This window comes from Tsuneonella rigui (assembly GCF_003958625.1).
In the GTDB taxonomy this organism is placed as follows: Bacteria; Pseudomonadota; Alphaproteobacteria; order Sphingomonadales; family Sphingomonadaceae; genus Tsuneonella; species Tsuneonella rigui.
Window position 1 is genome coordinate 124,315 of record NZ_RSEL01000028.1, and the last position, 21,462, is coordinate 145,776.

Annotated in this window: 22 protein-coding genes and 2 tRNA genes; 7 read left to right on the forward strand and 17 right to left on the reverse strand. The window is 64.1% G+C overall.

From position 1 onward, the window contains the following. Nucleotides 1-18: 18 nt before the first annotated feature. Genes ELY12_RS12125 through ELY12_RS12140 form a run of 4 tightly spaced genes read left to right on the forward strand, consistent with a single transcriptional unit; the run spans nt 19 to nt 2,309 of the window. Nucleotides 19-447, forward strand: coding sequence for a hypothetical protein (locus tag ELY12_RS12125; RefSeq protein WP_126176971.1), 429 nt, complete (start codon nt 19-21; stop codon nt 445-447). Further along, nucleotides 444-1,184, forward strand: coding sequence for a hypothetical protein (locus ELY12_RS12130; RefSeq protein ID WP_126176972.1), 741 nt, complete (start codon nt 444-446; stop codon nt 1,182-1,184). The genes ELY12_RS12125 and ELY12_RS12130 overlap by 4 nt, the downstream gene beginning before the upstream one ends. Nucleotides 1,185-1,213: 29 nt before the next feature. Continuing rightward, a complete protein-coding gene (locus tag ELY12_RS12135; RefSeq protein WP_126176973.1) occupies nt 1,214-1,906 on the forward strand; it encodes a hypothetical protein in 693 nt (230 codons plus the stop codon). A gap of 4 nt (nt 1,907-1,910) precedes the next feature. Next, nucleotides 1,911-2,309, forward strand: a complete 399-nt coding sequence (locus ELY12_RS12140) for a helix-turn-helix domain-containing protein (RefSeq protein ID WP_126176974.1) — start codon at nt 1,911-1,913, stop codon at nt 2,307-2,309. Between the two features lie 144 nt (nt 2,310-2,453). Here ELY12_RS12140 and ELY12_RS12145 read toward each other — a convergent pair whose 3' ends face one another. The 13 genes from ELY12_RS12145 to ELY12_RS12205 form a co-directional block, all read right to left on the reverse strand. Beyond that, on the reverse strand, nt 2,454-2,969 hold the full coding sequence (locus ELY12_RS12145) for a hypothetical protein (protein WP_126176975.1): 516 nt from the start codon (nt 2,967-2,969) through the stop codon (nt 2,454-2,456). Continuing rightward, nucleotides 2,966-5,299 carry an EcoAI/FtnUII family type I restriction enzme subunit R gene (hsdR, locus tag ELY12_RS12150; protein WP_126176976.1) on the reverse strand — a complete coding sequence of 778 codons (2,334 nt, stop codon included), beginning with the start codon at nt 5,297-5,299 and terminating at the stop codon, nt 2,966-2,968. Before hsdR ends, ELY12_RS12145 begins: the two co-directional genes overlap by 4 nt. A gap of 4 nt (nt 5,300-5,303) precedes the next feature. Continuing rightward, nucleotides 5,304-6,458, reverse strand: a complete 1,155-nt coding sequence (locus tag ELY12_RS12155) for a restriction endonuclease subunit S (protein ID WP_126176977.1) — start codon at nt 6,456-6,458, stop codon at nt 5,304-5,306. Then, nucleotides 6,455-7,906 carry a class I SAM-dependent DNA methyltransferase gene (locus ELY12_RS12160; protein WP_126176978.1) on the reverse strand — a complete coding sequence of 484 codons (1,452 nt, stop codon included), beginning with the start codon at nt 7,904-7,906 and terminating at the stop codon, nt 6,455-6,457. Before ELY12_RS12160 ends, ELY12_RS12155 begins: the two co-directional genes overlap by 4 nt. Nucleotides 7,907-7,928: 22 nt before the next feature. After that, on the reverse strand, nt 7,929-8,828 hold the full coding sequence (locus ELY12_RS12165) for a hypothetical protein (protein ID WP_126176979.1): 900 nt from the start codon (nt 8,826-8,828) through the stop codon (nt 7,929-7,931). 48 nt (nt 8,829-8,876) lie between these two features. After that, nucleotides 8,877-9,437, reverse strand: a complete 561-nt coding sequence (locus ELY12_RS12170) for a hypothetical protein (protein ID WP_126176980.1) — start codon at nt 9,435-9,437, stop codon at nt 8,877-8,879. A gap of 65 nt (nt 9,438-9,502) precedes the next feature. Further along, nucleotides 9,503-10,603 (reverse strand): tyrosine-type recombinase/integrase, encoded by a 1,101-nt coding sequence (locus tag ELY12_RS12175; protein ID WP_126176981.1) that lies wholly within the window; start codon nt 10,601-10,603, stop codon nt 9,503-9,505. A gap of 2 nt (nt 10,604-10,605) precedes the next feature. After that, a complete protein-coding gene (locus ELY12_RS12180; RefSeq protein WP_126176982.1) occupies nt 10,606-11,085 on the reverse strand; it encodes a helix-turn-helix domain-containing protein in 480 nt (159 codons plus the stop codon). 5 nt (nt 11,086-11,090) lie between these two features. After that, nucleotides 11,091-11,258: a helix-turn-helix domain-containing protein gene (locus ELY12_RS12185; RefSeq protein WP_126176983.1), complete on the reverse strand. Its 168-nt coding sequence runs from the start codon at nt 11,256-11,258 to the stop codon at nt 11,091-11,093. 124 nt (nt 11,259-11,382) lie between these two features. Further along, on the reverse strand, nt 11,383-12,618 hold the full coding sequence (locus ELY12_RS12190; RefSeq protein WP_126176984.1) for a hypothetical protein: 1,236 nt from the start codon (nt 12,616-12,618) through the stop codon (nt 11,383-11,385). Nucleotides 12,619-12,812: 194 nt separating this feature from the next. Further along, nucleotides 12,813-14,069, reverse strand: coding sequence for a tyrosine-type recombinase/integrase (locus ELY12_RS12195; protein ID WP_126176985.1), 1,257 nt, complete (start codon nt 14,067-14,069; stop codon nt 12,813-12,815). Nucleotides 14,070-14,234: 165 nt separating this feature from the next. Beyond that, nucleotides 14,235-14,310: transfer RNA gene (locus ELY12_RS12200), tRNA-Thr, on the reverse strand. A 63-nt stretch (nt 14,311-14,373) separates the two neighbouring features. Further along, nucleotides 14,374-14,447 (reverse strand) — tRNA-Cys (locus tag ELY12_RS12205). Nucleotides 14,448-14,561: 114 nt separating this feature from the next. On the opposite strand from ELY12_RS12205, the gene ELY12_RS12210 reads away from it, so the two are divergent. Continuing rightward, nucleotides 14,562-15,338, forward strand: a complete 777-nt coding sequence (locus ELY12_RS12210) for an acyl-CoA thioesterase (RefSeq protein WP_126176986.1) — start codon at nt 14,562-14,564, stop codon at nt 15,336-15,338. 97 nt (nt 15,339-15,435) lie between these two features. Here ELY12_RS12210 and ELY12_RS12215 read toward each other — a convergent pair whose 3' ends face one another. From ELY12_RS12215 to ELY12_RS12225, 3 genes are read right to left on the reverse strand one after another with little or no spacing between them, the layout of a single operon-like run. After that, entirely contained in the window at nt 15,436-16,239 is an 804-nt protein-coding gene (locus ELY12_RS12215; RefSeq protein WP_126176987.1) for a crotonase/enoyl-CoA hydratase family protein, read from the reverse strand. A gap of 34 nt (nt 16,240-16,273) precedes the next feature. Next, the gene (locus ELY12_RS12220) at nt 16,274-17,005 is read right to left on the reverse strand and encodes an acyl-CoA dehydrogenase family protein (RefSeq protein ID WP_126176988.1); all 732 of its coding nucleotides are present in this window, start codon (nt 17,003-17,005) and stop codon (nt 16,274-16,276) included. Continuing rightward, nucleotides 17,002-18,159: an acyl-CoA dehydrogenase family protein gene (locus ELY12_RS12225; protein ID WP_241229847.1), complete on the reverse strand. Its 1,158-nt coding sequence runs from the start codon at nt 18,157-18,159 to the stop codon at nt 17,002-17,004. The genes ELY12_RS12220 and ELY12_RS12225 overlap by 4 nt, the downstream gene beginning before the upstream one ends. Before the next feature lie 91 nt (nt 18,160-18,250). Here ELY12_RS12225 and ELY12_RS12230 point away from each other — a divergent pair, with 91 nt between their 5' ends. Next, a complete protein-coding gene (locus ELY12_RS12230; protein ID WP_126176989.1) occupies nt 18,251-19,051 on the forward strand; it encodes a crotonase/enoyl-CoA hydratase family protein in 801 nt (266 codons plus the stop codon). Continuing rightward, on the forward strand, nt 19,048-20,247 hold the full coding sequence (locus ELY12_RS12235) for a CaiB/BaiF CoA transferase family protein (RefSeq protein ID WP_126176990.1): 1,200 nt from the start codon (nt 19,048-19,050) through the stop codon (nt 20,245-20,247). The genes ELY12_RS12230 and ELY12_RS12235 overlap by 4 nt, the downstream gene beginning before the upstream one ends. Here ELY12_RS12235 and ELY12_RS12240 read toward each other — a convergent pair. Next, on the reverse strand, nt 20,244-21,437 hold the full coding sequence (locus ELY12_RS12240) for a serine hydrolase domain-containing protein (protein ID WP_241229848.1): 1,194 nt from the start codon (nt 21,435-21,437) through the stop codon (nt 20,244-20,246). The genes ELY12_RS12235 and ELY12_RS12240 overlap by 4 nt on opposite strands. Between the last annotated feature and the right edge of the window lie 25 nt (nt 21,438-21,462).

Consider the following 21,462-nt stretch of genomic DNA (forward strand, 5'->3'; position numbering starts at 1 on the left):
TATAGGACAGGAACGACGATGCATCGGCAGTTCTTCAGGTACTCGGCACTGCTGGCAGGCCTCGCCGCCGTGCCCGCTGCTGGTTCGAATGGATCGCCGTCCTGCCCGGGAGACAAGGCCATGGCGAACGCGCATCCAGGGGTTACCGTCAGCACCAGCGGATCGGGGCACGATCGCCTGATCGTCCAGACCGATCCCGACGGCACCGTCCGCCTCGACCAGCACGGCAAGGACCATTCCGCGCTCGCGGTGCAGTCCGGCAGCGGCGGCAGCCTGGCGATCGACCAGAGCGGCGCCTCGGCCAGCGCCGACGTTATTCAGGACGGCGCGTGCAACGCGGCCAGCCTCAAGCAGTCAGGCAGCGGCAACCGCGCCACCATCGTCCAGTCGGGCGGAAGCAACCGGGCGGTCGTCCGGCAAGGACCCGCCAAGGGAGACGGGCAATGAAGCGTTCGATTCTAGCCGCCGGCGTCGCCGCGCTCTCGGCGCTGATGCTGGCGCCCGCCGCGCACGCCAAGACCGACAAGGAAACCCCGGGCAAGCCTTGCGAGCCCGGCGGCGGTCAGGGAACCGGCAACCCGTGCAACGGCAACAACGGCAACCCCAGCCCCGAAGGCAACGCCAAGGAAAAGGTGGTCCGCGACTACGACCCGCCGCGCTTCACCATCGTGCGCGGTAGCGGCCGCGGCGCGTTCATCGACCAGATCGGCAACGTCAACGCGGCGACTATCACGCAGACCCGCAACACGCAGTACGCGCGCATCGCGCAGACCGGAGACCGCAATGTCGCGAGCGCGGCGCAGAGCGGAACCGGCGCGCATTACGGCACGATCGTGCAGGAGGGTAGCGACAACACCGCCGCCCTCACGCAATCGGGTGCCGGCGCGCAGGTCGCCTACCTCACGCAGGACGGTGTCGCCAACCAGATGACGGTCACGCAAAACGGCGGCATGACCACCTCCGGTGTCGAGGCGCTGCAGATGGGCGACCGCAACACCATGTCGCTTACCCAGAACGGCGAGAACAACATGGCGCGGTTGACCCAGAACGGCTCGGACAGCACCATGACCGCCGTGCAGAACGGGAACAACCAGTTGACCTGGACCCAGACCGGCGTCGGCCTGTCGGATTTGCAGATCACCCAGCCCGCGGGCCAGGCCCTGCTGGTGACGCAGACCAAGTGATGCGGTGGCGGCTCCTCTGGTGCGGGATCATGGCGGTGTCAGCCGCCGGGCCGGCGTTGGGGCAGGACCAGGCCGATCCGGTGCGCCTCGACGATTTCGCGCTGCCCGCCGCTGCGAAGCCCTTGCCGGTCGAGCAACTGACCAAGGGTGATAACCTTCCGGCTCCGCAGCAGGACGCCGACCGCACGCTCGCTGCCCCGCCGCTGTCCGAGCCGACCGGCGCGATGCCGGCACAGTTGTCCGCGCCCGGAGCGGGCGGCACGATCACGCAGCTCGCCGGCACCGGCCAGTCGCGCACCGCGCTGACCGGCTCGATCGCCGACCCCAAGGACCGGCCGCCGGGCGCGGTCACCCGGATCGGCGGGCACGACCGCTGCGACCCGCAGTCGGTGCAGGCGGTCTATGCCGAGTGCCTGCGCATCCTCGAGCTGCGGTCGGCCGAGTTCAGCGCGCCCGAAGCCCCGAAGCTCAGCGCCGAACAGCGCCTGCTCGCCGAACAGCGGCAAGGCGATGAGACCATGACGGCATCCAGCGCACTACGGCTGCGCCTGGCGACCGTAGCCCAGCCCGACGCCGAACTGGCGAGCAATCAGGAGCTGGCGTCGGTGTACCTCAAGGAGCCGGAAAACCCGGTCGTCGAGCAGGCGCCCGAACCCGAGCCGAGCGCCTACGCCGAATTGCTCCAGGGCCTGGGCCTGCCGCCGCCATCCACCGGGGATTGAGGCGATGCTGAGCATTCCTTTGACCCATTCCGACGAAACACCAGGATCGCAGCCCATGAACATGATGGAGTCGTTCGCCGTCTCTTCGGGAGAGACGCTCGGCCAGCGGCTGTCGCGCGCGCGCACCTCGAACCAGTGGACGCTCGATTTCGTCGCCCGCAAGATCGGCGTGTCGAAGGTATCGGTATGGGGCTGGGAAAAGGACCGCTCGCGCCCCCGCCTGGAATCGCTCGAGAGCCTCAGCGCGCTGTTCGCCATGCCGCTAGAAACCCTTGTAAGCGGCGGAACGACCCCCAGCGGCGGCGTCCCCGCCCTGATCGCCGACTGCCAGACCCGCATCGCCTCGGCCGTCGGCGTGCAGCCCGACCAAGTGGAGATTCGGGTGTCGTTCGGCCGGGTGTGAAGTGGTGCGCTTACAGGACTCCCGATGAGTCCCCATAATTTTGATTATCAAAGAGTTTTTTGCGAGACGATCTGCGATGGCCCCCAAAGTGGCCCCCTCGCGAGGAGAAAAGATCGAAAATGCCTGAAGAGATTGACCTTCCGATCAACGGAAAACTGTACCCCTCGCCCCAGCGTAATTGAACTTGGTTGGCCCGGGCGAGCCCTCTTTGCGGATAGAGGCTCGGATACCCCCCTTCTTGCCTTTACCGAAGACAATCGGCGAAAAGCGCGAAATCCACTCTGCCAAACGGTTCGCCCGAATGCTGTTAGGCAATGCTTCGACCAGCCGCGCGGCATGGCCGCAGTCACCCGTCGCTTCTGCGTGCTGCATAGCCATAATGGCAGTCTGTTGGATGAAAGAGTCCGCGTCCGCTTTGCCGGACTTGCGGATCAATTTGATACGCTCGCCAATCTGGCCAAGCTTTTTCGGGCCGACGCCAGATACCACCTCAGCAAAGGACCGGCGCGGCCCGGGCTTGATTTTTGCACGCCCGTATTTCCGCTTCAGTTGGCGTTTGAATGAATCGATGTCGCGGTCGGACATCTGTGGCGGAATGTTTTCAGGCTGTATCCTAGCCGGATCAGACTCCGGAACCTTGCTGTAATCGAGCTTTGTCATTCGCCAACTCGAGCTTCCAAAAACAGATGGCGCTGAATGCCCAGGAAAGCATCGCGAATCTGCTCGACAGAACCTAGCGCGCGCTTGGCGTCATTCGTGCCACCAAAGCGGATACGAAGAAAGTCGCTGAGACGACGAGGATCAAGCTCTTCGATCCCTTGACCTTCGTACGCACTCAGAACGTATCGGAGGAAGTCTTGCATTTCGGCTTCGTAGCCCGACAAACCTGCGCTTTCGGCTGCTTCGACGCGTTGTGTTCGTGTGAGCGGTGCCAAAGTAAAACGTATGTACGCGAGCACGTCGAAGACATCGCTTTGAGGCGCGTCGATGAGCCGGGCCATATCGTCTAGTCGCTGACGATCATATCCCAGCTCACTTAACTTGGCGAAAAAGGCTGAGCGAGTGCCGGGATCGCTCCAAACCTCGCGCAGCTCATCCTCGCTGCGGACCAGTGTGCCCAAGTCGCCGAACAGTTGTTCCATAAACTCCTGCCCGGTAATTTGCCGACCGTTGAACCAATAGGTCGTTGCGGCAACGTAGCGAATCCGGCGCTCCTTCCCATCCGCGAGCTTGACTACAATCTTGGCGACAGGCTCCTCGGGTTCGTCCGGCCCATCTGGTCCACCAGGCGGTTGCGGTCCCCCTGGTCCGGGTGGCTTGGGTGGCTTCGGCTCCTCGGGTGGCAACGGTTCCCCGTCCCACTCGGGATCGTTGAAATGCTCGTAGGCCTTCACGAAATCGTAGACGGTAAAGAAGTCTTTCCCTTCGAAAGTGCGCGTCCCCCGCCCGATGATCTGCTTGAACTCTATCATCGACTTGATGGGGCGCAGCAGGACAATGTTGCGAACGTTCCGCGCGTCGACCCCAGTCGAGAGCTTGTGCGAGGTCGTCAGGATCGTGGGCAACGTCTTCTCGTTGTCCTGGAACTCCCGAAGATGCTGCTCGCCCAGCTTGCCGTCGTTGGCCGTGACCCGTTCGCAGTAGTGTGGATCGGGGTTGTCCCTCACTTGGTTGATGAAGTTGCGGACCCGCGCGGCGTGGTCCTGCGTGGCGCAAAAGACCAGCGTTTTCTGGCGCTGGTCGATCTGGTCCATGAACTCGTGAACCCGGCTCTTCTCGCGCTCGTCAATGATCAGCTTGGTGTTGAAATCGGCCTCGGTGTACTCCCGATCAGGATCGATCTCCCCGCTAATTACCTCATCGTCATCGCTGAATGTGTAGCTGTCGAGCGTGCTCGCCATCTGCCGCACCTTGAAGGGCGTGAGAAAACCGTCGCCGATCCCCTCTTTCAGTGCGTAGGTGTAAACCGGCTCACCGAAATAGCCGTAGGTGTCCGCATTCACGTCGCGCTTCGGCGTGGCGGTAAGACCCAGTTGCACCGCTGGCGCAAAATATTCGAGGATGCCTCGCCAGGTGCTTTCATCTTTGGCCCCGCCCCGGTGGCACTCGTCGATCACGATGAAGTCGAAGAAGTTCGGCTCGTAGCCCTCGAAGGTGAATCCGCCTTCAGCGCTCTTTCCGTCGGTCATGAACGTCTGAAAGATTGTGAAGAATACGCTGGCGTTGGTTGGCACCCTGCCGCGCTTTCGGATTTCCTCCGGGCTGATCCGACACAGCGCGTCGGGCGGAAAGGCGCTGAAGGCATTGTAAGCCTGGTCGGCCAGGATGTTGCGATCGGCCAGGAACAGGATGCGCGGGCGGCGTGTCGGCTCGCGAGTAAGATTCCAGCTGGACTGAAACAATTTCCATGCGATCTGGAACGCGATCGAGGTTTTCCCGGTGCCGGTGGCGAGAGTCAGCAGAATGCGTCGCCTGTCCTGCGCAATGGCCTCCAGAACCGCAGTAATCGCGTTGTGCTGGTAATAGCGCGGCTGCCACTTGCCCCCGCCCGTTTCAAAAGGAACCGCGCCGAAGCGGTCACGCCAGACATTGCCGGTCGGGAAGCAGCGCTGCCAAAGGTCGTCAGGTGAGGGGAAAGGTAGAGCGAGATCGCCCTCGTCCCCCGTGTTCATGTCGATGCTGTACCAGCCGATCCCGTTGGTCGAGTAGGCGAAGCGAGTCCGCAGCATGGTGGCATAATTCCACGCCTGTCCCCTGCCGTCGGTATGGCCCAATCCGGCTCGCTTGGCCTCGATGACCGCGAGCTTGCGCCCGCGATAGGTCAGCACGTAGTCGGCGGAAAGCGCCCCGCTTCGCTCGCCTCCTCCAACTAGCCGCCCCGGGCAGATATGCTCCCGATGAACCTGCGAGCCTTCCACGACGCCCCATCCGGCCTTTCTGAGGACCGGATCGATGCGATTGGCGCGTGTATCGGCTTCGGTTTCCTGCATTGGATCAGGCCAGCTCCCCTGCAAAGGCCTTCTGGAGGAGGGATTGGCGGAGGTCAGTCAATTCGCCCAGCTTATCGTAATAGGCTGCTGTAAGCTTGGTAACTTCTTCTTCGAGGGAGCGTAGGCCCAAAGAGACTCGTCCCTGCTCGGAAAGTTCTAGCTTCGGCAAAGACACCTCTTTCAAAAACTTGAAGTGCCGAGCGTAACCCTTTTCGGCAAGAGGGACGCTCCGTAGCCCATAATAGAGATACAGCGGATCAATCCCGGACTTAGGTAGCAGAACCTTGGTCCCATCGGCACCGACAACGAAGTCGAAATCGATGTATTTCAGACATCGAGTATGATCGCCAAAGACCACGACCGGCTTTGTAAGCCTCACCAACGCTGATTGATCATTCCAGTAGCCCGAAACGAGATCCGCCTCCTGTGATACGATCGGAAACGCGCCTGCTTCGAGATATTCCTTCCTCTGAATTTTCGTCTTGGGTGTCAGCGCTGTGCATAGCTGGCCGAAGGGGAATCTCTCTTTGGGATCACCGGCATCAACAAATTCCAGTGTTAGCTGACATTCGAACAACTCTTCCGCATCCACCAGATTGGCTTCAGCGAGGGCGCGAGCGCGGTCGAGGGCGGCGAAGGCCTGATCCAGCACCGAAACAATCCGCTTCTGCTCCTCCAGTGGGGGAAGCGGCATCTGAACCGTCTTGAGGCTTGTGGCCGAGAGCTCCTTGAATGTCGTTCCTGTGCCGAGTTCATTGAGCAGTTCTCGGCTATGCAGCAGGAAGTAGTAGAGGAAGACGTGATCTAGCTTCGGCCCGGGGACGAGGGCGCGGCACCCTTGGTTGAAGGCCATCGGGACGGCATTGACGGCAAGGTGGCCAATGGGAGCGCGTGTCGACAGGATCACGGACCTTGGGGGCGCGAGCCGCGCGGATGACTTGGCAAGGCCCATCGCGGTGATGGTCCGGGGGGTCTGGGCGATCTCACGGCTGACCATTTTGCCCATGTCAGCAGGTGTCAGCCACTGATGCTCCCCATTCCAGAACTCAGCCACGTTCGACTTGGGCGTGCCGCCGTTCACTATGTCGGCAATGTCGGCCAGCTTCGCCTGCGGCCAAGCCGTCACGGAGGGTGCATCCAAGATCGCGGCTGCGCTCACAGCATCCTCCGGATTTTTTCGAGGATCTGCCGCGTCTCCTCGTCCCGTGCGAGCATTTCGGCCATGATCTGCTCGGGCGCGCGCAGGGGTTCTTCCTCCGGCGCGGTGGGATTGCGGACGGACAGATCCCACGTCGCCTTGTCGAGTTCGTCGACGCTCACCGTCCAGCTCTTGGCGCTGTCCGCCTTGTCCGACTGGAGCGCGACGAACTCGGCGAGGTCGTCGTCGTTGAGCGCATTGGTTTTGCCGAGCGAGCGGCCCGGATCGAGTTGGTAATACCAGACCTGCCGAGTGGGCGCGCCTTTCTTGAAGAACAGCACCACCGTCTTCACGCCTGCACCCTGGAACGTGCCGCCGGGGCAATCGAGCACGGTGTGGAGGTTGCAGCTGGCCAGCAGTTCCTTGCGCAGCTCCACACTGGCGTTGTCGGTGTTGCTGAGGAAGGTGTTCTTGATCACCACCGCCCCGCGCCCGCCCGCCTTCAGCTTGCGGATGAAGTGCTGCAGGAAAAGGTATGCGGTCTCCCCCGACTTGATCGGGAAGTTTTGCTGCACCTCCTTGCGCTCGCCCCCGCCGAAGGGCGGGTTGGCCAGCACGATGTCGTGACGGTCAGCCTGCTGGATGTCCATCACGTTTTCGGACAGTGTGTTGGCGTGCCGGATGTTGGGAGCTTCGATCCCATGGAGGATCATGTTCATCACGCCCAGCACGTAGGCGAGCGACTTCTTCTCCTGCCCGTAGAACGTCTTGCGCTGCAGTGTCTCCCACTGGCTGGATGAAAGATCGTCGCGCCGAAGGTACTCCCACGCCTCGCACAAGAAGCCAGCCGATCCGCACGCCCCGTCATAGATGGTTTCGCCGATCTCAGGCTTTACGACCTTGATCATCGCACGGATCAGCGGGCGCGGCGTGTAGTATTCGCCCCCGTTACGCCCGGCGTTGCCCATCCGCTTGATGCGCGTCTCGTAAAGGTCGGACAGCTCGTGCTTGGCTTTGGTGCTGCCAAAATCGAGCGTGTCGATGATGTCGATCACATCGCGCAGCGAATAGCCGGAGCGGAAGCGGTTTGCGATTTCCGAAAAGATTTCGCCGACTTTGTATTCCATCGTATCGGCGTCGGTTGCGCTGGCGCTGACGGTCTTGAGATAGGGGAAAAGCGTGCCGTTGACGTAGTCGATTAGGTCCGGGCCGGTCGCGGCCTTATCGTGATCGATCTTCCCATCCTTGCCCTTGGGTGCAGCCCAGATGCTCCACCGGTAGGCCGGCTCAAGGATAGGGGCGTAGTCTTTGCCCTCAAGTTCGGCGGAGTCCTGGCGCTCTTGCTCTAGGTCGTCGAGGTATTTCAGGAACAGCAGCCAACTAGTCTGCTCAGCATAATCCAGTTCCGACGCGAGGCCCTCGTCGTTGCGCATGGCCCGGTCGATGTTGTTGAAAGCATTTTCGAACATTCTTCCCCCTGTAGTCCCTCCCCTAGCGCCGCGAGGGGTTGCGGCCAAGTTTCCAAGTGGCCCATTCTCTATCGATCATTTGCTTGTTCTTGGCCTGCTGCAGGGGACGGGCCTCGTCGCCGCTGGCGGTCTCCAGCCTTTTGATCTTCTCGTACACGTTGCTGCAATGGTCGCTTGGGCCGATGGCCCAACTCTGTCCTGCCGCGCGACGCGCTCTAGCCAGCAATTTCGAGTCATTCCCCAGTTCGTAAAGGTCGAGCCAAAGCGCCGCGCGCTGATTGAACAGAATTTGTGATTGCTCTGGGCTGAGGCCGTGATCCCGTCGCAGAAGAATATCGGTTTGAGCGATCGCTTCCCTGAGGTAGCCAACCGTCCGCAGGGTGCTGGTCACCTGGATAACGAGATCGCCGGGGAGATCCGCAGGACCACAAAGATCGCCCCACTGCCGCAACAGCTTCAGAAGCGGTCGATGCGCCCCGTATTTCTCGAACACCCCCGACACCAGCTTACGGTCACGGCTGTTTGGGATTTGGCCCGAATTGGTTTGACCGATGACCCGATCAACGAGTTCCCGGTCCTTAACTTCGGCGGATGCCGGAAGGCCCGCTGCGACTACCCGATTGATGGCTTGCCGCTCTGCTCGATCTTGATCTGTCTCGATACTGGAAACTGCAATCTGAAGCCGATCGTCTTCGCAGAGGACATATCCGGCAGACAATGCGGCCCGCGCTTCTCGACGATGCTCCTCCTCGATGGAAAGCAGCCCAGAAGCAGGGTCACACGCGACTATCGCAAACGTCCGTTCGGGATCGATCCTATAGAACCTGCAGCCAATGAGCGCGTCGGCGATCCGTTGGCCCTCTTTCCGGCGCAAGAGCCTCGAAAGATGCTCACCGTCAAACTCTGAGATTTCGCGCGCCAATTGGAAGCTACTCCATCCTCGTTCGGCCTGATCCGATACTGCCCACGGTTAAAGGTCCCCGCACTCCTGCCATCGCTCCATTGGCAAAGGACGCCAATCCTCGTTCACTAGGCCGCGCAGGTGAAATAACGCCGCCCCCAGCCGACCGTGCGCCTTTGCCCATAATAACTGGCCACGTAGTACGTCGTTCTTCTGAGCGGCGGTCGAAGACCAGTGAGACGACAGGATCAGGGGCATCGGCGGACCCTGCTCGCGGTCATAGCCCGCCGCGACTCGCCGGTAGAACTCGTCCCAACGAGACGGCACCGGCGCGAACCTGCCCGCCGCGCGAAGATCGGTCAGCAGCTTCTCGATCGCATCTTCGACTACTTGCTTTACGCGAGGAGAGAATGTCGCCTCAAACCAAAGCCAATGCGCTTCGTGAAAGTGCATTCGACCAGCGGGCAATCTGAAATCTCGCTCGCGCGGCTCGCCGGGAAACGGCGGAAGTCGGCGGCGCTGCCTCGACCGCGCGATCGCCCGGTTGCGTCGCCAAGCAATCCACTTGCGCCCGAGGAGCGGCGCGCCGCCCGGCCATTCCAACCCGTTTTGCGATAGGTAGTAGTCCAAACAGGCCCCTGTGAACCGGACAGCGACCAAGCCTCCTTGATCGCCGCCTGTGCTGAATGGTCGCCTTATCGAGCTGTCTTGTCCAGCCGCTCGGCGAGCGCCGCTATCAACGCCGCGTCGTCAAGCGCCCTGCCACCATCCTTCGCCGCCTTGCTCTCGCGGATCAGCTCGCCCTGCCGGTGCACCGGCACCTTGCCGTAACTGGTGAAGGTAGTCAGCACCGCCTCATGGCCCAAGTTCTGCGACCAGGCTTTCATCTGCGCGGGTGTCAGGTCGAGCCGCATGGCATGGTGCACCAGCATGTCGCGCAAGCTGTGCGGGTTGAAATAGGGCAGGCCCGCCCCCGCGAAGCCGCGCTGGAAGATGTCGCGGATCGGCTGGGTCGATTTCCACGCCTCGCGCGCCAGCCCTCGCGCCTCGAAACCGCCATCCTCGCCCAGTCCCATCGCGGTCGCGGGAAACAGCGGATCGGCATCGCCCCACAAGTGGCCGTCGCGCAGCTCCTCGAACCACGCCGCCACGATTTCCGCCGCGCCATCGCACACCGGCATGAAATACGTGCGGAACGTCTTGGCGAACTTGGTCCGGACCACGCGCGCATCCTGCTCGACGAATCCGCCGTCGGGATCGACGTGGCCCAGCCGGAAGCTGGCCAGCGCATTGACCCGCGCCCCGGTCAGTGCCGCAAAGGCCACCAGCGCCCGGTCGCGGCGCTCCAGCACGGTTCCGGCTGGCATCGTCTCAAGCACGCGCTGGACCTGTTCGACAGTGGGCACCGCCTTCTCGCGCGGCGCGCGGGCGATGGCGGCGTCTTTCGCGCTGGGGCTGAAATAGTCGGCATCGGAGAAATGGAGTTTCGAGCGATAGCCTGGCTCGCGGCTCAACCATTCGAAAAAGGCCTTCAGATCGCGCAGGATCGAGGCGACGGTGGCCTTGCTCAGCCGATCGCCCGTTGCCGCGTTCAGCGCCTCGCCCAGCCGCCGCTTGAAGGCGATGGCCTGTTCACGGTGGAACTTGCGGAAGTCCTTGCGGACAGTCGAATCCTCGAACCGCGCCAACGCCATCGCCACCCTGTCGATGGTCGCCGAGTCGCGCCCCTTCGCTTCCCGCAGGAAGCCGAAATACTCGCGCTTGATGCGCTCGTTCGCGGCGTTGTGTTTCGGCATGATCAGCTTGCCCTTTCCAAGTCACATTTCAGGGACGGATCGGCCCTCTCTATTAGGCTTGAATGGCCACGCCGGTGTTGGACCGTGCAGCCGGGCATCAACCGGGTGATGTCGGCCTCGCGGATGCGACGGTGCATGACGGCTCCGCAATGCGAACAGGTCGCCCGCAGATTGCCGCTGGCGGCCTTTATCGGAGAATACTCGACCATATCCCGCGCGGGTTCGCTCGGCTGGCGGCAGCGCAGGCAATAAAGCGTGCCGGGCGGGCAGGGCTGCTTACGCCTGGCGTTCCGCTTCAATAGGAATGCGCGCACGATTGCGCCTTGAAACAGGATAGGGCGCGCCTCATCGACCGGGGCCAAGCCTTCTCGTCGCCAATTGCGCACGGTGTTTTTGTGCACGCCAAGACAGGTCGCCAGCTCGCCAGCAGTGTAGCTGAAGTGCAGCTTGACTTTGTAGGGGTTGGCCCGGCCGCCTGCCACCGGCCTCAGTCCTCGCCGCGCACCAGTCGCTTGATTGACTCCGCGCGGATCAGCGTGCGCCGCCCCAGCTTGAACGCATCCAGCCGCCCGTCTGCGATCATCGAATAGACGGACGTGCGCCCCAGGCTCAGCGCCCGCGCGGTTTCGTTGATCGAGTAAGCCAGCTTTTCCATGATCGTCGCTCCGTTTCGGCTGGCGGGTGCCAGCGGACACGGGCGAGCATGAGGGATGCTGAATTGCCCGAATAGCGGACCTGAAAAACTGGCGAATCGAAACGCCGTTATGATTATCGCGCGCCTACGACTTTCGCTTAGCTCCGGCGGAATCCCGCGCATGTTGTCGGGCAAGTTCTGGCCACACCCTAAGGTTGAAGCCTCTCTCGCTAACTCTGCCTGGAAATGCCTTTATCGCTGCCTCGCGGAAACTTCTCTTGGTCCGACGCTTATCGGGATCGGCAGCAAACTCTTTGATCAACCATTCTCGGCACGCTTGCTCACCGGCCGCCGTTGATACCTCGACGGTCGCCTGCTTCGCTTGGGAGGCAATCGGAGCGGGCCATTTGTCGAGAATCTCGCGCCGCATAAACCTGATCTCGTCCGCTCCATCGGGCCAGGTCATAGAGAGCCAGCCTTCCTGCAGGTTGAACACCAGTTCCGGGATGTCAGGAGCTAGGCCACCACGATGTAAAACGAGCTCTTCCCACGCGAGGGAAGTGCAAGTGCAGTGCTTGTATGATTCAAAGCCAAACTCATCGATGGCACCGCATTTGCAATGGAGATATGAAATCTCCGCGTGGAGCCAGCCGAGAAATCTCGTGGCATAGTGCCAGACACCTTCGGCTGCGGCAGCGGAATCCTCATCATCCGGGCGGCAGAAGTGGGGTAGTCGGGCGAGGGCCATGTAGTCGCGAGTGGCAATCCACGTCATAGCCTTAGGGAACGACCAGATCGGCTCTTGCTTGGCCTCTGGCAGGGAAATTTCGCGAACGCTCCAATGATGGGCGAGTGCGTGGTCGACCAGATCAGCAGCCCGGAGGCGCAGGCAATCGTAGGGACCAACCCAGTCGTAGAGGTCGCTGACAAACGTTTCCCAGCCTTCGATGCCGTCCGCTCCCTTTAACGTCAGCAGGTCATACGCAGCGCGAAACCAGTGGGTTGAACCTGGCGTAAGACGCGCAAGAAGTTCGTGGCTAGGCGGCAACGAGGCCATCGCATAGTTCAGTCCGGTCTCGTCGCGATCCCACTGATCTGCGATGATTTGGCAAATTCTCGCGAGCGGCGGTGCCCACTCATATGGCTCGCATTGCAGTCGCAGCAGCTCGAACGCGAGCCAGCCGCTAATCCAATTGGGTTCGGGAAGCCAATCTCGACCGGGCAGGCTTTCGTCTCGTGGCACTATCGGAGGCGGGTGGTCCACTGCACTATTTCGGACCCAGTGCTCGAACAACTTTTCAAGCTGCGCCTTCGCGCGACCCAACAGGTCTGCGCGAGCTGCCTGCTCGATAGGATTTGGTCGTTTCGCTTCTTCGCCCAACCCGCTTCCCTCGCGGCCCCCAAAATAAGCGGGGAAGCGCGTGGGATGCGCGTTTGTCGGCTGGCCAGCCTATCCCCGCACCTTAGTTCGGACGCGAACGAACGATCAGCAAGAGGTCCAGGCACTTTCAGCAAAATTCGCCGGGGAAAATGCTCGTTCTCTCAACAACACCCGCGTCTGCTTGCGAATGACCTTTATCGATCTGCAGCCAACCTTGCGGGGAAGGGAACGATTTTCGCACCGTCCCGCAAATGATCGAGATAATCGGCCCACCATTGCCCCATTTCGACCCGCTCCGCCCAATGCGCTCCGCGATGATAGGCGGCTCGGATAAGATCCTTTCCCTTGTGCGCCAACGCGCGCTCGATGGCGTCGGGCGACCATTTGCCGGATTCGTTCAACAGTGTGCTGGCCATCGCGCGGAATCCGTGCGCGGTCATTTCGTCGCCGCTGTAACCCAGCCGTCGCAAACCTGCGTTGACCGTGTTTTCCGACATGGGATTGGCAGGCGACCGCATCGACGGGAACACATAGCGGCCATCGCCGGTCAACTCGCCAGCCTGCCGCAATAGCTCGATTGCTTGCCGGGAGAGCGGCACGGCGTGTTCCTGCCGCCCCTTCATCTTGCTCGCAGGGATGCGCCACACCGCCGCGTCGAGATCGATTTCGCACCACTCAGCGCGCCGCAATTCGCCGGGGCGCACGAACACATAAGGCGAAAGCTGTATCGCAATCTGCGTGATCGGCTGGCCCTCGTAACCGTCGATGGCACGCAGCAGTTCGCCGACCCGCTTTGGCTCCAGAATTGCTGCAAGGTGTTTCGGCTTGCGGCTGGCCAGGGCGCCGCGGAGATCGCGCGTAGGATCGGTCGTGGCGAGCTGATTGGCGATGGCGTAGCGGAACACCTGTCCGACGAATTGCAGCGTCCGATGCGCTTTCTCGTCGTTTTTGGAGGCTTCATAGGGACGCACCGCCTCCAGGATTGAAAACGGCTCGATTTCCGACACCGGCCGTCTGCCTAAAGCTTTCTCGACCAGGCTCAGAAACCACTCGCGCTTACGAACAGTGGCGTCGGCCAGGCCGTCCCGCCGGTTCTTGGCTATATAGGCTTTGGCAACGGCGCTGAAGGTGTTCGCCGCGCCAATCTTGGCGGCCCGCTTGTCGCGGCGCTTTTTATCCGCCGGGTCAATCCCCTTCGCGAGCAGCGCGCGGGCCTCGTCTCGCAGGTCCCGAGCGTCCTTCAGCCCGACTTCGGGATAGGTGCCGAGAGCTAGCTTCTTCTCGACGCGTTTGGGCGCACCGGTCTCGTCGCGCCCGTCGATCCGATACTTCAAGCGCCACAACATGCCGCCGGATGGCTGCACCAGCAGGAACAACCCCTTCTCGTCGGCGAGCTTGTAGGGCTTCTCCTTGGGTTTCACATTGCGCAGTGCGGTGTTTGAGAGCGCCATTTGGGGGCCACGCCTTTCCGGTGATTCCGACTGGCCCCCACCATGGCCCCCAAAATCGCCCGGTCAGAGACGGACATTCGCGGTCGCTGGCAGCTAAGCCAGTCACATTTTTCGCAGATTTCCGTGGTTTTTGCAACTGTTCGCGGGCTTTGGCGAACAAGGTGGTGGTGCCGCTTACAGGACTCGAACCTGTGACCCCATCATTACGAATGATGTGCTCTACCAACTGAGCTAAAGCGGCGCCCGCGCAGGCCCTTAGCGATGGCGGCGGCGGGCCGCAATGCGCGAAGAGCACGCGAAAATGTGGAGGCCCGAGCCGGAATCGAACCGGCGTGCAAGGATTTGCAGTCCTCTGCGTAACCACTCCGCCATCGGGCCCCAACCCATAACGGTTCCTCTGCTCTCGCAGCGGAAGCGCGCCCCTAGCGGCTTGGGGAACGCAAGGCAATCGGGACTGGCGCACCGGTTTCGTTTCGCTATGCAATCGGCCTCATGCGCTTTGCCAACCTGATCGACGCCGTCCCTGCCGACACCCGCCCCGTGACCCTGCCGGGCGCGGAGAACTGGATGCAGGGGCGCACGCTGTTCGGCGGCGCCTCGGCCGCGCTGGCGCTCGCCTCGATCCGGAAGGCGATGCCCGACCTGCCGCCGTTCCGCGCCGCGCAGGTCGGCTTTGTCGCTCCGGTCGGCGCGAACCTGGAATTCAAGGTGGAGATGGTCCGCCAGGGCCGCAATGTCACGCAGGTGCGCAGCGATGTCGCCAGCGATGGCAAGCTCGCATTGACCGCACTGATGCTGTTCGGCGAGGGCCGCGAGCCCAACGCGCTGCACCCCGCCGGCAAGGCCCACCCCTGGCCCGGCGCGCCGGAGGAGTGCGAGGACGTCGGCAAGGGGCCGGCCAACTTCTTCACCCAGAACATGGAAATCCGCCGCGCGCAGGACGAGCGCGGCAAGGGCCCGCCGCTGGTGCGCCGCTGGGTCCGCCTCGCCGACCGCGAGGGGCTCGATCCGGTGATCCAGGCGATCGTGCTGGGCGACGCGCTGCCGCCCGGATCGATGCGTGCGATGCAGCGGCAGGGTCCGCTGTCGAGCATCAACTGGAGCTTCAACCTGCTCGACCCCGAGGCGCGGACGCGTGACGGCTGGTTCCTCGCCGAGGCGGCCAGCGACCACGCCGATCACGGCTATTCGAGCGAGCGGCTGCGGCTGTGGAACGCCGATGGCGAGCAGGTGCTGGCCGGGATGCAGGCGGCGGCTATTTTCGGCTGAACCACATCGTCCGTTCGCCTCGAGCGTAGTCGAGAGGCCTGGCGGACGTGTCTCGACTTCGCTCGACACGAACGGATGTTGGTAGGGACTACGAGGCTTACACGTCCTCGTAGTTCGCCTTGCGCTTCTGCATCCCGGCCATCACCGCTTCCATCTGGTTCTTGGAGCCCAGCAGCGGATGCTGCTCGAGGCTTTCCTCCATCAGCAGGTCGGCGGTGTTCTTGTCGGCCATCGCGTTGATCAGCCGCTTGGCACCGCGCATCGCGTGGGGGTTGCGATCGGCGATGGTGCGGGCGATCGCGATCGCGCGGTCGAGCGGGTTTTCCTCCACGTAAGTCGCAAGCCCGATCGCGTGGGCCTCCAACCCGGTGAACTCGCGGTTGGTGAAGGTGAGCTCGCGCAGCACGTCGTCGCGCACCAGCCCGCGCCATAGCGCGATACCGCCCATGTCGGGGACGAGGCCCCAGCGCATCTCCATCACCGCCATGCGGGTGTCGGGCGCGACCACGCGAACGTCCGCCCCGCTGGCGATCTGCAGCCCGCCGCCGAAGCACACGCCGTGGACCGCGGCGATCACCGGGACGGGGAGCTTCCTCCACTGCATCGCCACCTGCTGCGCGCGATTGGCGTTGCCGAAGGTGCGCTCGGTCAGCGGCGGCTCATCGCCCCGGTTGCGGCCGAAGCTGGAGAGATCGAGCCCGGCGCAGAACGCGCGCCCCTCGCCCGCCAGCACCACGCAGCGCAGGCCTTTCATGTTCTGCAGCGCCTGGCCGGCCTCGATCAGGTAGTTGAACATGTCCGCGTCGAGCGCGTTCATCTTGTCGGCGCGGATCAGGCGGACCTGGGCGACGCCGTCGTCCTCCAGCTCGATCGACACCCGCTCGTTCGTGCGCAAATTCATAGCCTTGTCCTCACCCGTTCAATCAATAATCGTCTCAAGCTTCCCCGAACAGCCGCGAGCGCGTCCAGTCGAGCACCGGCGCATGACTGGCGAGCAGCGCGTGCCCGAGATCGCGGTTCCAGCGCGTCTCCGAGCCAAGCGCAGCGCGCCACTCGTGCAGGCGCCGCGTGTAGAGCTGGAGGTCGTACTCGGCGCTGATGCCGATCGCTCCGTGGACCGCGTGGGCGGTGTTGGCGACGCGCGGCGCGGCGGCCGAGGCGACCGACTTGGCTGCCCCCACCCGCAGCGGATCGGGCACGTCGCTCGCCGCGGCGAGCTCGACCGCCATCCGGATCGCGACGCAATCCTCGGCCATCACCGCGAGCTGCTGCTGGAGCGCCTGCTGGCGGCCGATCGGCTTGCCGAACTGGCTGCGCTCGCCGGCGTAGGCGACGGTCATGGCCAGCACGCGGTCGGCCGCGCCGGAGATAGCGGCGGCGAGCAGCAGGGCGCGGCCGGTGTCGTCGAGGTCGGCCCGCTCGATCATCGCCTCGCCGATGGCGAGCGGCGCGGCGTTGCGGCCGACGGCGCGCCACAGGTCAGAGGTGTCCGCGAGCGACAGCCCCGCCCCGCCCGATGCTTCGGGCACCATCGCATCGAGGAAGCCCGATTGCTCGATCTCGGTGCGCTCGTGTTCCCATTCGCCGCCGCCGTCGATCGCGCGCACCCGATCCGGCGGGAACAGCGCGGTGAGCATCCGCTCGAAGGGTTCGAGGAACTCGCTCATCGCAGCCCCAGCCCCCGCGCGATGATCCCGCGCAGGATTTCGCGGGTGCCGCCACGCAGCGAGAAGCTCGGCGTAACGCGGGTGATGTAAGTCAAAGCCCGCATGAGGTCGGGATCGACCGGATTGTCGTGGCTGGCGAGATCATCGGCGATCGCAATGGGAAGCTCCTGTTCGAAGCTGGTGCCGAGATCCTTGACCAGGCTCGCCTCGACCACCGGGCTCTCGCCCGCCGCCAGCCGCGCGGTGCAGGCGAGCGACATCGCGCGCAGGGCCGCCAGCCGGGCGACATAGCCGCCGACCAGCGCCGCGGTCGCATCGTCGTTGCGGCCCGCCTTGCGCAAGTGCGCCAGCCAGCCGTCGAGCAGCACGAGGCTCGAATAGATCCGCTCAGGCCCGCTACGTTCGAAGGCGAGCTCGGCAGTGACCTGGCTCCAGCCCTGCCCCTCGGCACCGATCAACGCGTCGTCGGCCAGTTCGACGCCGTCGAAGAACACTTCGTTGAAGTGCTCGTCGCCCGCGAGGTCCTCGATCGGGCGCACGGTGATGCCGGGCAGCTTGAGGTCGACAATCACCTGGCTGAGCCCCGCGTGCCGGTCCTCCGGCCCGCCAGAGGTGCGCACCAGCGCGATCATGTAGTCGGCGTGCTGCGCGCCGGTGGTCCAGATCTTCTGGCCGCTGAGCCGCCAGCCGCTTGTCGACCGTTCGGCGCGGGTGCGGACCGCGGCGAGGTCCGATCCGGCGCCGGGCTCGCTCATGCCGATGCAGAACAACGCCTCGCCCCGGCAGATGCGCGGAATGTAGAACTGCCGCTGTGCCTCGGTGCCGAAGTTGAGGATCAGCGGCGCGCTCTGGCGGTCGGCGATCCAGTGCGCGCCGACCGGGGCGCCGGCGGCGAGCAGTTCCTCGACCACCACGAAGCGCGCGAACGGTCCGCGCCCGCCGCCGCCGTACTCGGTCGGGAGCGTCAGACCGAGCAGTCCCGCCGCGCCCAGCTTGCGGCTGAACGCGGCGTCGTGGCCCATCCAGGTGCGGGCGCGCTGTTCGAGCGGAAGCGAGGCGACCGCCTCCTGCGCGAGCGCGCGCACCTGCGGACGAAGCGCTTCATCCTCCGGCGGGATGGCGGCCAGGGTCAGGCTGTCGAACACGTCACGCACCTGTCTGCGCGAGCCTGACGTTTACGGCAACGGAAGAATTGCCCCGCCGCTGCACCCGCCTTACAGCCGCCCCACAAACCAAGGAGCGGGCATGGGCGATTTCCTGAAAGTCGAGCGCGACGGCGCGGTCATCACCGTGACGATGGACCGGCCCGAGGACCGCAACGCGATTACCGATCCCGAGCAGAGCGCCGAGTTCGTCGAGCTGACCGAAAGCCTTGCCCGCGATCGCAGTGTGCGCGCGATGGTGCTGACCGGCGCGGGCAAGTCGTTCTGCTCGGGCGGCAACGTCAAGTCGATGCGGGAGAGCGCGGGGATGTTCTCCGGCTCGCCGTTCGACCAGCGCACCCACTACCGCACCACCGTCCAGCGCATCGGCCGCGCGATGTGGGAGCTGGAGGTGCCGGTGATCGCCGCGATCAACGGCCACGCGATCGGTCTGGGCTTCGACATCACGCTGATGTGCGACCTGCGGATCATGGCGGAGAGCGCGGTGGTCGCGGAAAGCTACGTCAAGCTCGGCATCATTCCCGGCGGGGGCGGCGCGTGGCTGCTGCCGCGGGTGATCGGCTATCCCCGCGCGAGCCAGATGACGCTGACCGGCGACGCGATCGACGCGCAGACCGCGCTGCAATGGGGCCTGGTGAGCGAGGTGCTGCCGGCCGACGAGCTCTTGGCCCGCGCGCAGGAGATCGCGCGGTCGATCGCGTCCAGCCCGGGCCACGCGACGCGGCTCGCCAAGCGGATGATGCGCGAGGGGATGGACCAGAAGCTCCCCACGCACCTCGAGATGGCGGCGGCCTACCAGGCGCTGTCGCACCACACAGAGGATCACAAGGAGGCGATCGACGCCTTCCTCGACAAGCGCGCGCCGGAGTTCCGCGACCGATGAAGGGAACCTTGGACGGCATCCGCGTGCTCGACCTGTCGCGCGTGCTCGCGGGGCCGTGGTCGACGCAAGTACTGGGCGATCTCGGCGCGGAGGTGATCAAGGTCGAGCAGCCCGGCGCGGGCGACGACACCCGCGCGTGGGGCCCGCCGTTCCTGCCGGATTCGCAGGACTCGGCGTACTACTCGTGCGCCAACCGCAACAAGCGCTCGATCGCGGTCGATATCGCCTCGCCCGAGGGTGCCGAGATCATTCGCAAGCTGGCGATGACCGCCGACGTGGTGGTCGAAAACTTCCGCGTCGGCGGGTTGGCTAAGTATGGACTGAACTACGAGACACTGAGCGCCGCCAAGCCAAGCCTCGTGTGGTGCTCGATCACCGGGTTCGGGCAGACCGGCCCCGACAAGGACCGGGGCGGGTATGATTTCCTGATCCAGGGCATGAGCGGGCTGATGAGCGTGACCGGCGCCGCGGACGGGCCGCCGATGAAGGTAGGCGTGCCGACGGTCGATCTCACAACCGGGCTCTACGCCGCGATCTCGATCCTCGCCGCGCTGCGCCACCGCGATGCGACCGGTGAAGGCCAGCGGATCGACCTAGCGCTGCTCGACGCGCAGCTTGCGGTGATGAGCAATCAGGCGGCCAACTGGCTCAACGGCGGCAACGAGCCGCGCCGGCTCGGCAACCAGCACCCCAACATCGTCCCCTACCAAGTGTTCGCCTGCGCCGACGGCGACATGCTGATCGCCACCGCCAACGACCGCCAGTGGGTTAAGCTGGCGAAGGTGCTGGGGCTGGATGCCTTGGCGCAGGACGAGCGGTTTGCGACGATGAGCGTGCGCAGCGCCAACAAGGTCGCCCTGCTCGCCGAGCTCGATCCAGTGATCTCGCGGTGGAAGTCGGACGAGCTGGTAGCTGCTTTGAACGAAGCAGGTGTACCGAGCGGGCGGGTCAACACCGTTCCCGAGGCGCTTTCGTCGCCGCAAGTGGCATCGCGGGGTCAAATCGGCACGATGCAACGCCGCGACGGGACCGAAGTTCGCTTCGTCGGCTTCCCTGGGAAGCTCTCAGCCACCCCCGCGACCTACCGAACCGCGCCTCCGCGCGCCGGTGAAGACACCCGCGACGTGCTCAGCAGTGTTCTGGGGCTGTTCGGCGACGAGATCGAGCGCTTAATTGACAGCGGCGCGGTTGCCTAAAGCGGCCCCTTCGCGAGGTTCTCCTCGACCCGCGTGAAGGCCGAGTGGCTGCCCTTGTCGGCATCGAGCACGTCGGTCGCGAAGTAGGCTACCCCGGTCTTGTGCTTGCGGTCGATCCATAGACCGGCCTTGAGCCCATAGGCATCGCCCGAGTGCCCGACCCGCTCGATCCCGTCGCCGAACGGATCGTCGCGGCACCCGTCCTGCCTGGTCACCAGCGTATGCGTGGCGAGGCCATAGCGGCACATGAAACCCGCCTGGTGATCGCCGTTTGATCCGTCGAAGGTCCACTCCGGCGCCAGCATCGCCTTGACCGAGGAGGCCTTGAGCAACCGAGCCTTCCCGAGCTTGCCGTTGCCGAGCAGCAGCTGCCCAACCTTCGCCAGATCGCGCGCCGAAATCCGCAAGCCCCCCTGCGGCGAAAACGCCGCCCCGTTGGTGCCGAGCTTGAGCTTGGCGAGATCGCAACTCCCATCGCTGGCCGGGGTCACCGGACAAGCCGCGATCTGCGTCGGCTCATCCTTGGTCGGCTTGCGCTCGCGATACTGCACCACCGCCTGGGCCGCCCGCTCCGGCGAGCACGAAGCCCAGTTGTAGCACCCGTCGATCGCCAGCGGCTTCAGCACCAGCCGCTGCATCAGGAGGTCGAACCGCTCCCCGGTCGCCTTCTCCATCACCGAGGCGACCACCGGGAAATTGAAGTTGGTGTAGTGGAACCACGTCCCCGGAGCATGCTCGGCATCCCACGCCTTGGGATCGTCGAGCACCGCCAGCATGTCGGCGTCCAATGGCAGGACGTAGTCGATGGTGTCGGTCAGGCTCGACCGGTGCGACAGCAGCAGCCGCAACGTGATCGGGGTGTCGGGAAACGCCGGGTTGCGCAGCTTCCGGCCCAGCACCCGCGAGACATCGGCATCCAGATCGAGCTTCCCCTGCTCCACCAGACGCATCACCGCGATCGCCACTACCAGTTTCGAGATCGACGCGATCCGCGCCGGATCGTCGACCGTCATCAGCCGGCCGGTGGCGAGATCGGCGACCCCTCCGGCCTTGGCATCGGTGACGCCGTGCTTGTCGAACTCGACCCGCGCCCAGCCAACCGGCTCCTGGCGAGGTTGAACCTCTTGTGCGCTGAGTTGTGCGGCGCTCATCGCCAGGATTGCCCCTGCCAGCCATGCCTTGATCGTCATGCGCTCGAGCCTAGCGGCGAACCTT

Excerpts from the sequence above, each read along its gene's own strand:
- ELY12_RS12195 (WP_126176985.1), bottom strand. The coding sequence starts at position 14,069 with ATGGCGCTCTCAAACACCGCACTGCGCAATGTGAAACCCAAGGAGAAG.
- ELY12_RS12240 (WP_241229848.1), bottom strand. The coding sequence starts at position 21,437 with ATGACGATCAAGGCATGGCTGGCAGGGGCAATCCTGGCGATGAGCGCC.
- hsdR (WP_126176976.1), bottom strand. The coding sequence starts at position 5,299 with ATGCAGGAAACCGAAGCCGATACACGCGCCAATCGCATCGATCCGGTC.
- ELY12_RS12210 (WP_126176986.1), top strand. The coding sequence starts at position 14,562 with ATGCGCTTTGCCAACCTGATCGACGCCGTCCCTGCCGACACCCGCCCC.
- ELY12_RS12145 (WP_126176975.1), bottom strand. The coding sequence starts at position 2,969 with ATGACAAAGCTCGATTACAGCAAGGTTCCGGAGTCTGATCCGGCTAGG.
- ELY12_RS12215 (WP_126176987.1), bottom strand. The coding sequence starts at position 16,239 with ATGAATTTGCGCACGAACGAGCGGGTGTCGATCGAGCTGGAGGACGAC.
- ELY12_RS12175 (WP_126176981.1), bottom strand. The coding sequence starts at position 10,603 with ATGCCGAAACACAACGCCGCGAACGAGCGCATCAAGCGCGAGTATTTC.
- ELY12_RS12185 (WP_126176983.1), bottom strand. The coding sequence starts at position 11,258 with ATGGAAAAGCTGGCTTACTCGATCAACGAAACCGCGCGGGCGCTGAGC.
- ELY12_RS12160 (WP_126176978.1), bottom strand. The coding sequence starts at position 7,906 with ATGTTCGAAAATGCTTTCAACAACATCGACCGGGCCATGCGCAACGAC.
- ELY12_RS12235 (WP_126176990.1), top strand. The coding sequence starts at position 19,048 with ATGAAGGGAACCTTGGACGGCATCCGCGTGCTCGACCTGTCGCGCGTG.
- ELY12_RS12125 (WP_126176971.1), top strand. The coding sequence starts at position 19 with ATGCATCGGCAGTTCTTCAGGTACTCGGCACTGCTGGCAGGCCTCGCC.
- ELY12_RS12140 (WP_126176974.1), top strand. The coding sequence starts at position 1,911 with ATGCTGAGCATTCCTTTGACCCATTCCGACGAAACACCAGGATCGCAG.
- ELY12_RS12135 (WP_126176973.1), top strand. The coding sequence starts at position 1,214 with ATGGCGGTGTCAGCCGCCGGGCCGGCGTTGGGGCAGGACCAGGCCGAT.
- ELY12_RS12130 (WP_126176972.1), top strand. The coding sequence starts at position 444 with ATGAAGCGTTCGATTCTAGCCGCCGGCGTCGCCGCGCTCTCGGCGCTG.
- ELY12_RS12220 (WP_126176988.1), bottom strand. The coding sequence starts at position 17,005 with ATGAGCGAGTTCCTCGAACCCTTCGAGCGGATGCTCACCGCGCTGTTC.
- ELY12_RS12230 (WP_126176989.1), top strand. The coding sequence starts at position 18,251 with ATGGGCGATTTCCTGAAAGTCGAGCGCGACGGCGCGGTCATCACCGTG.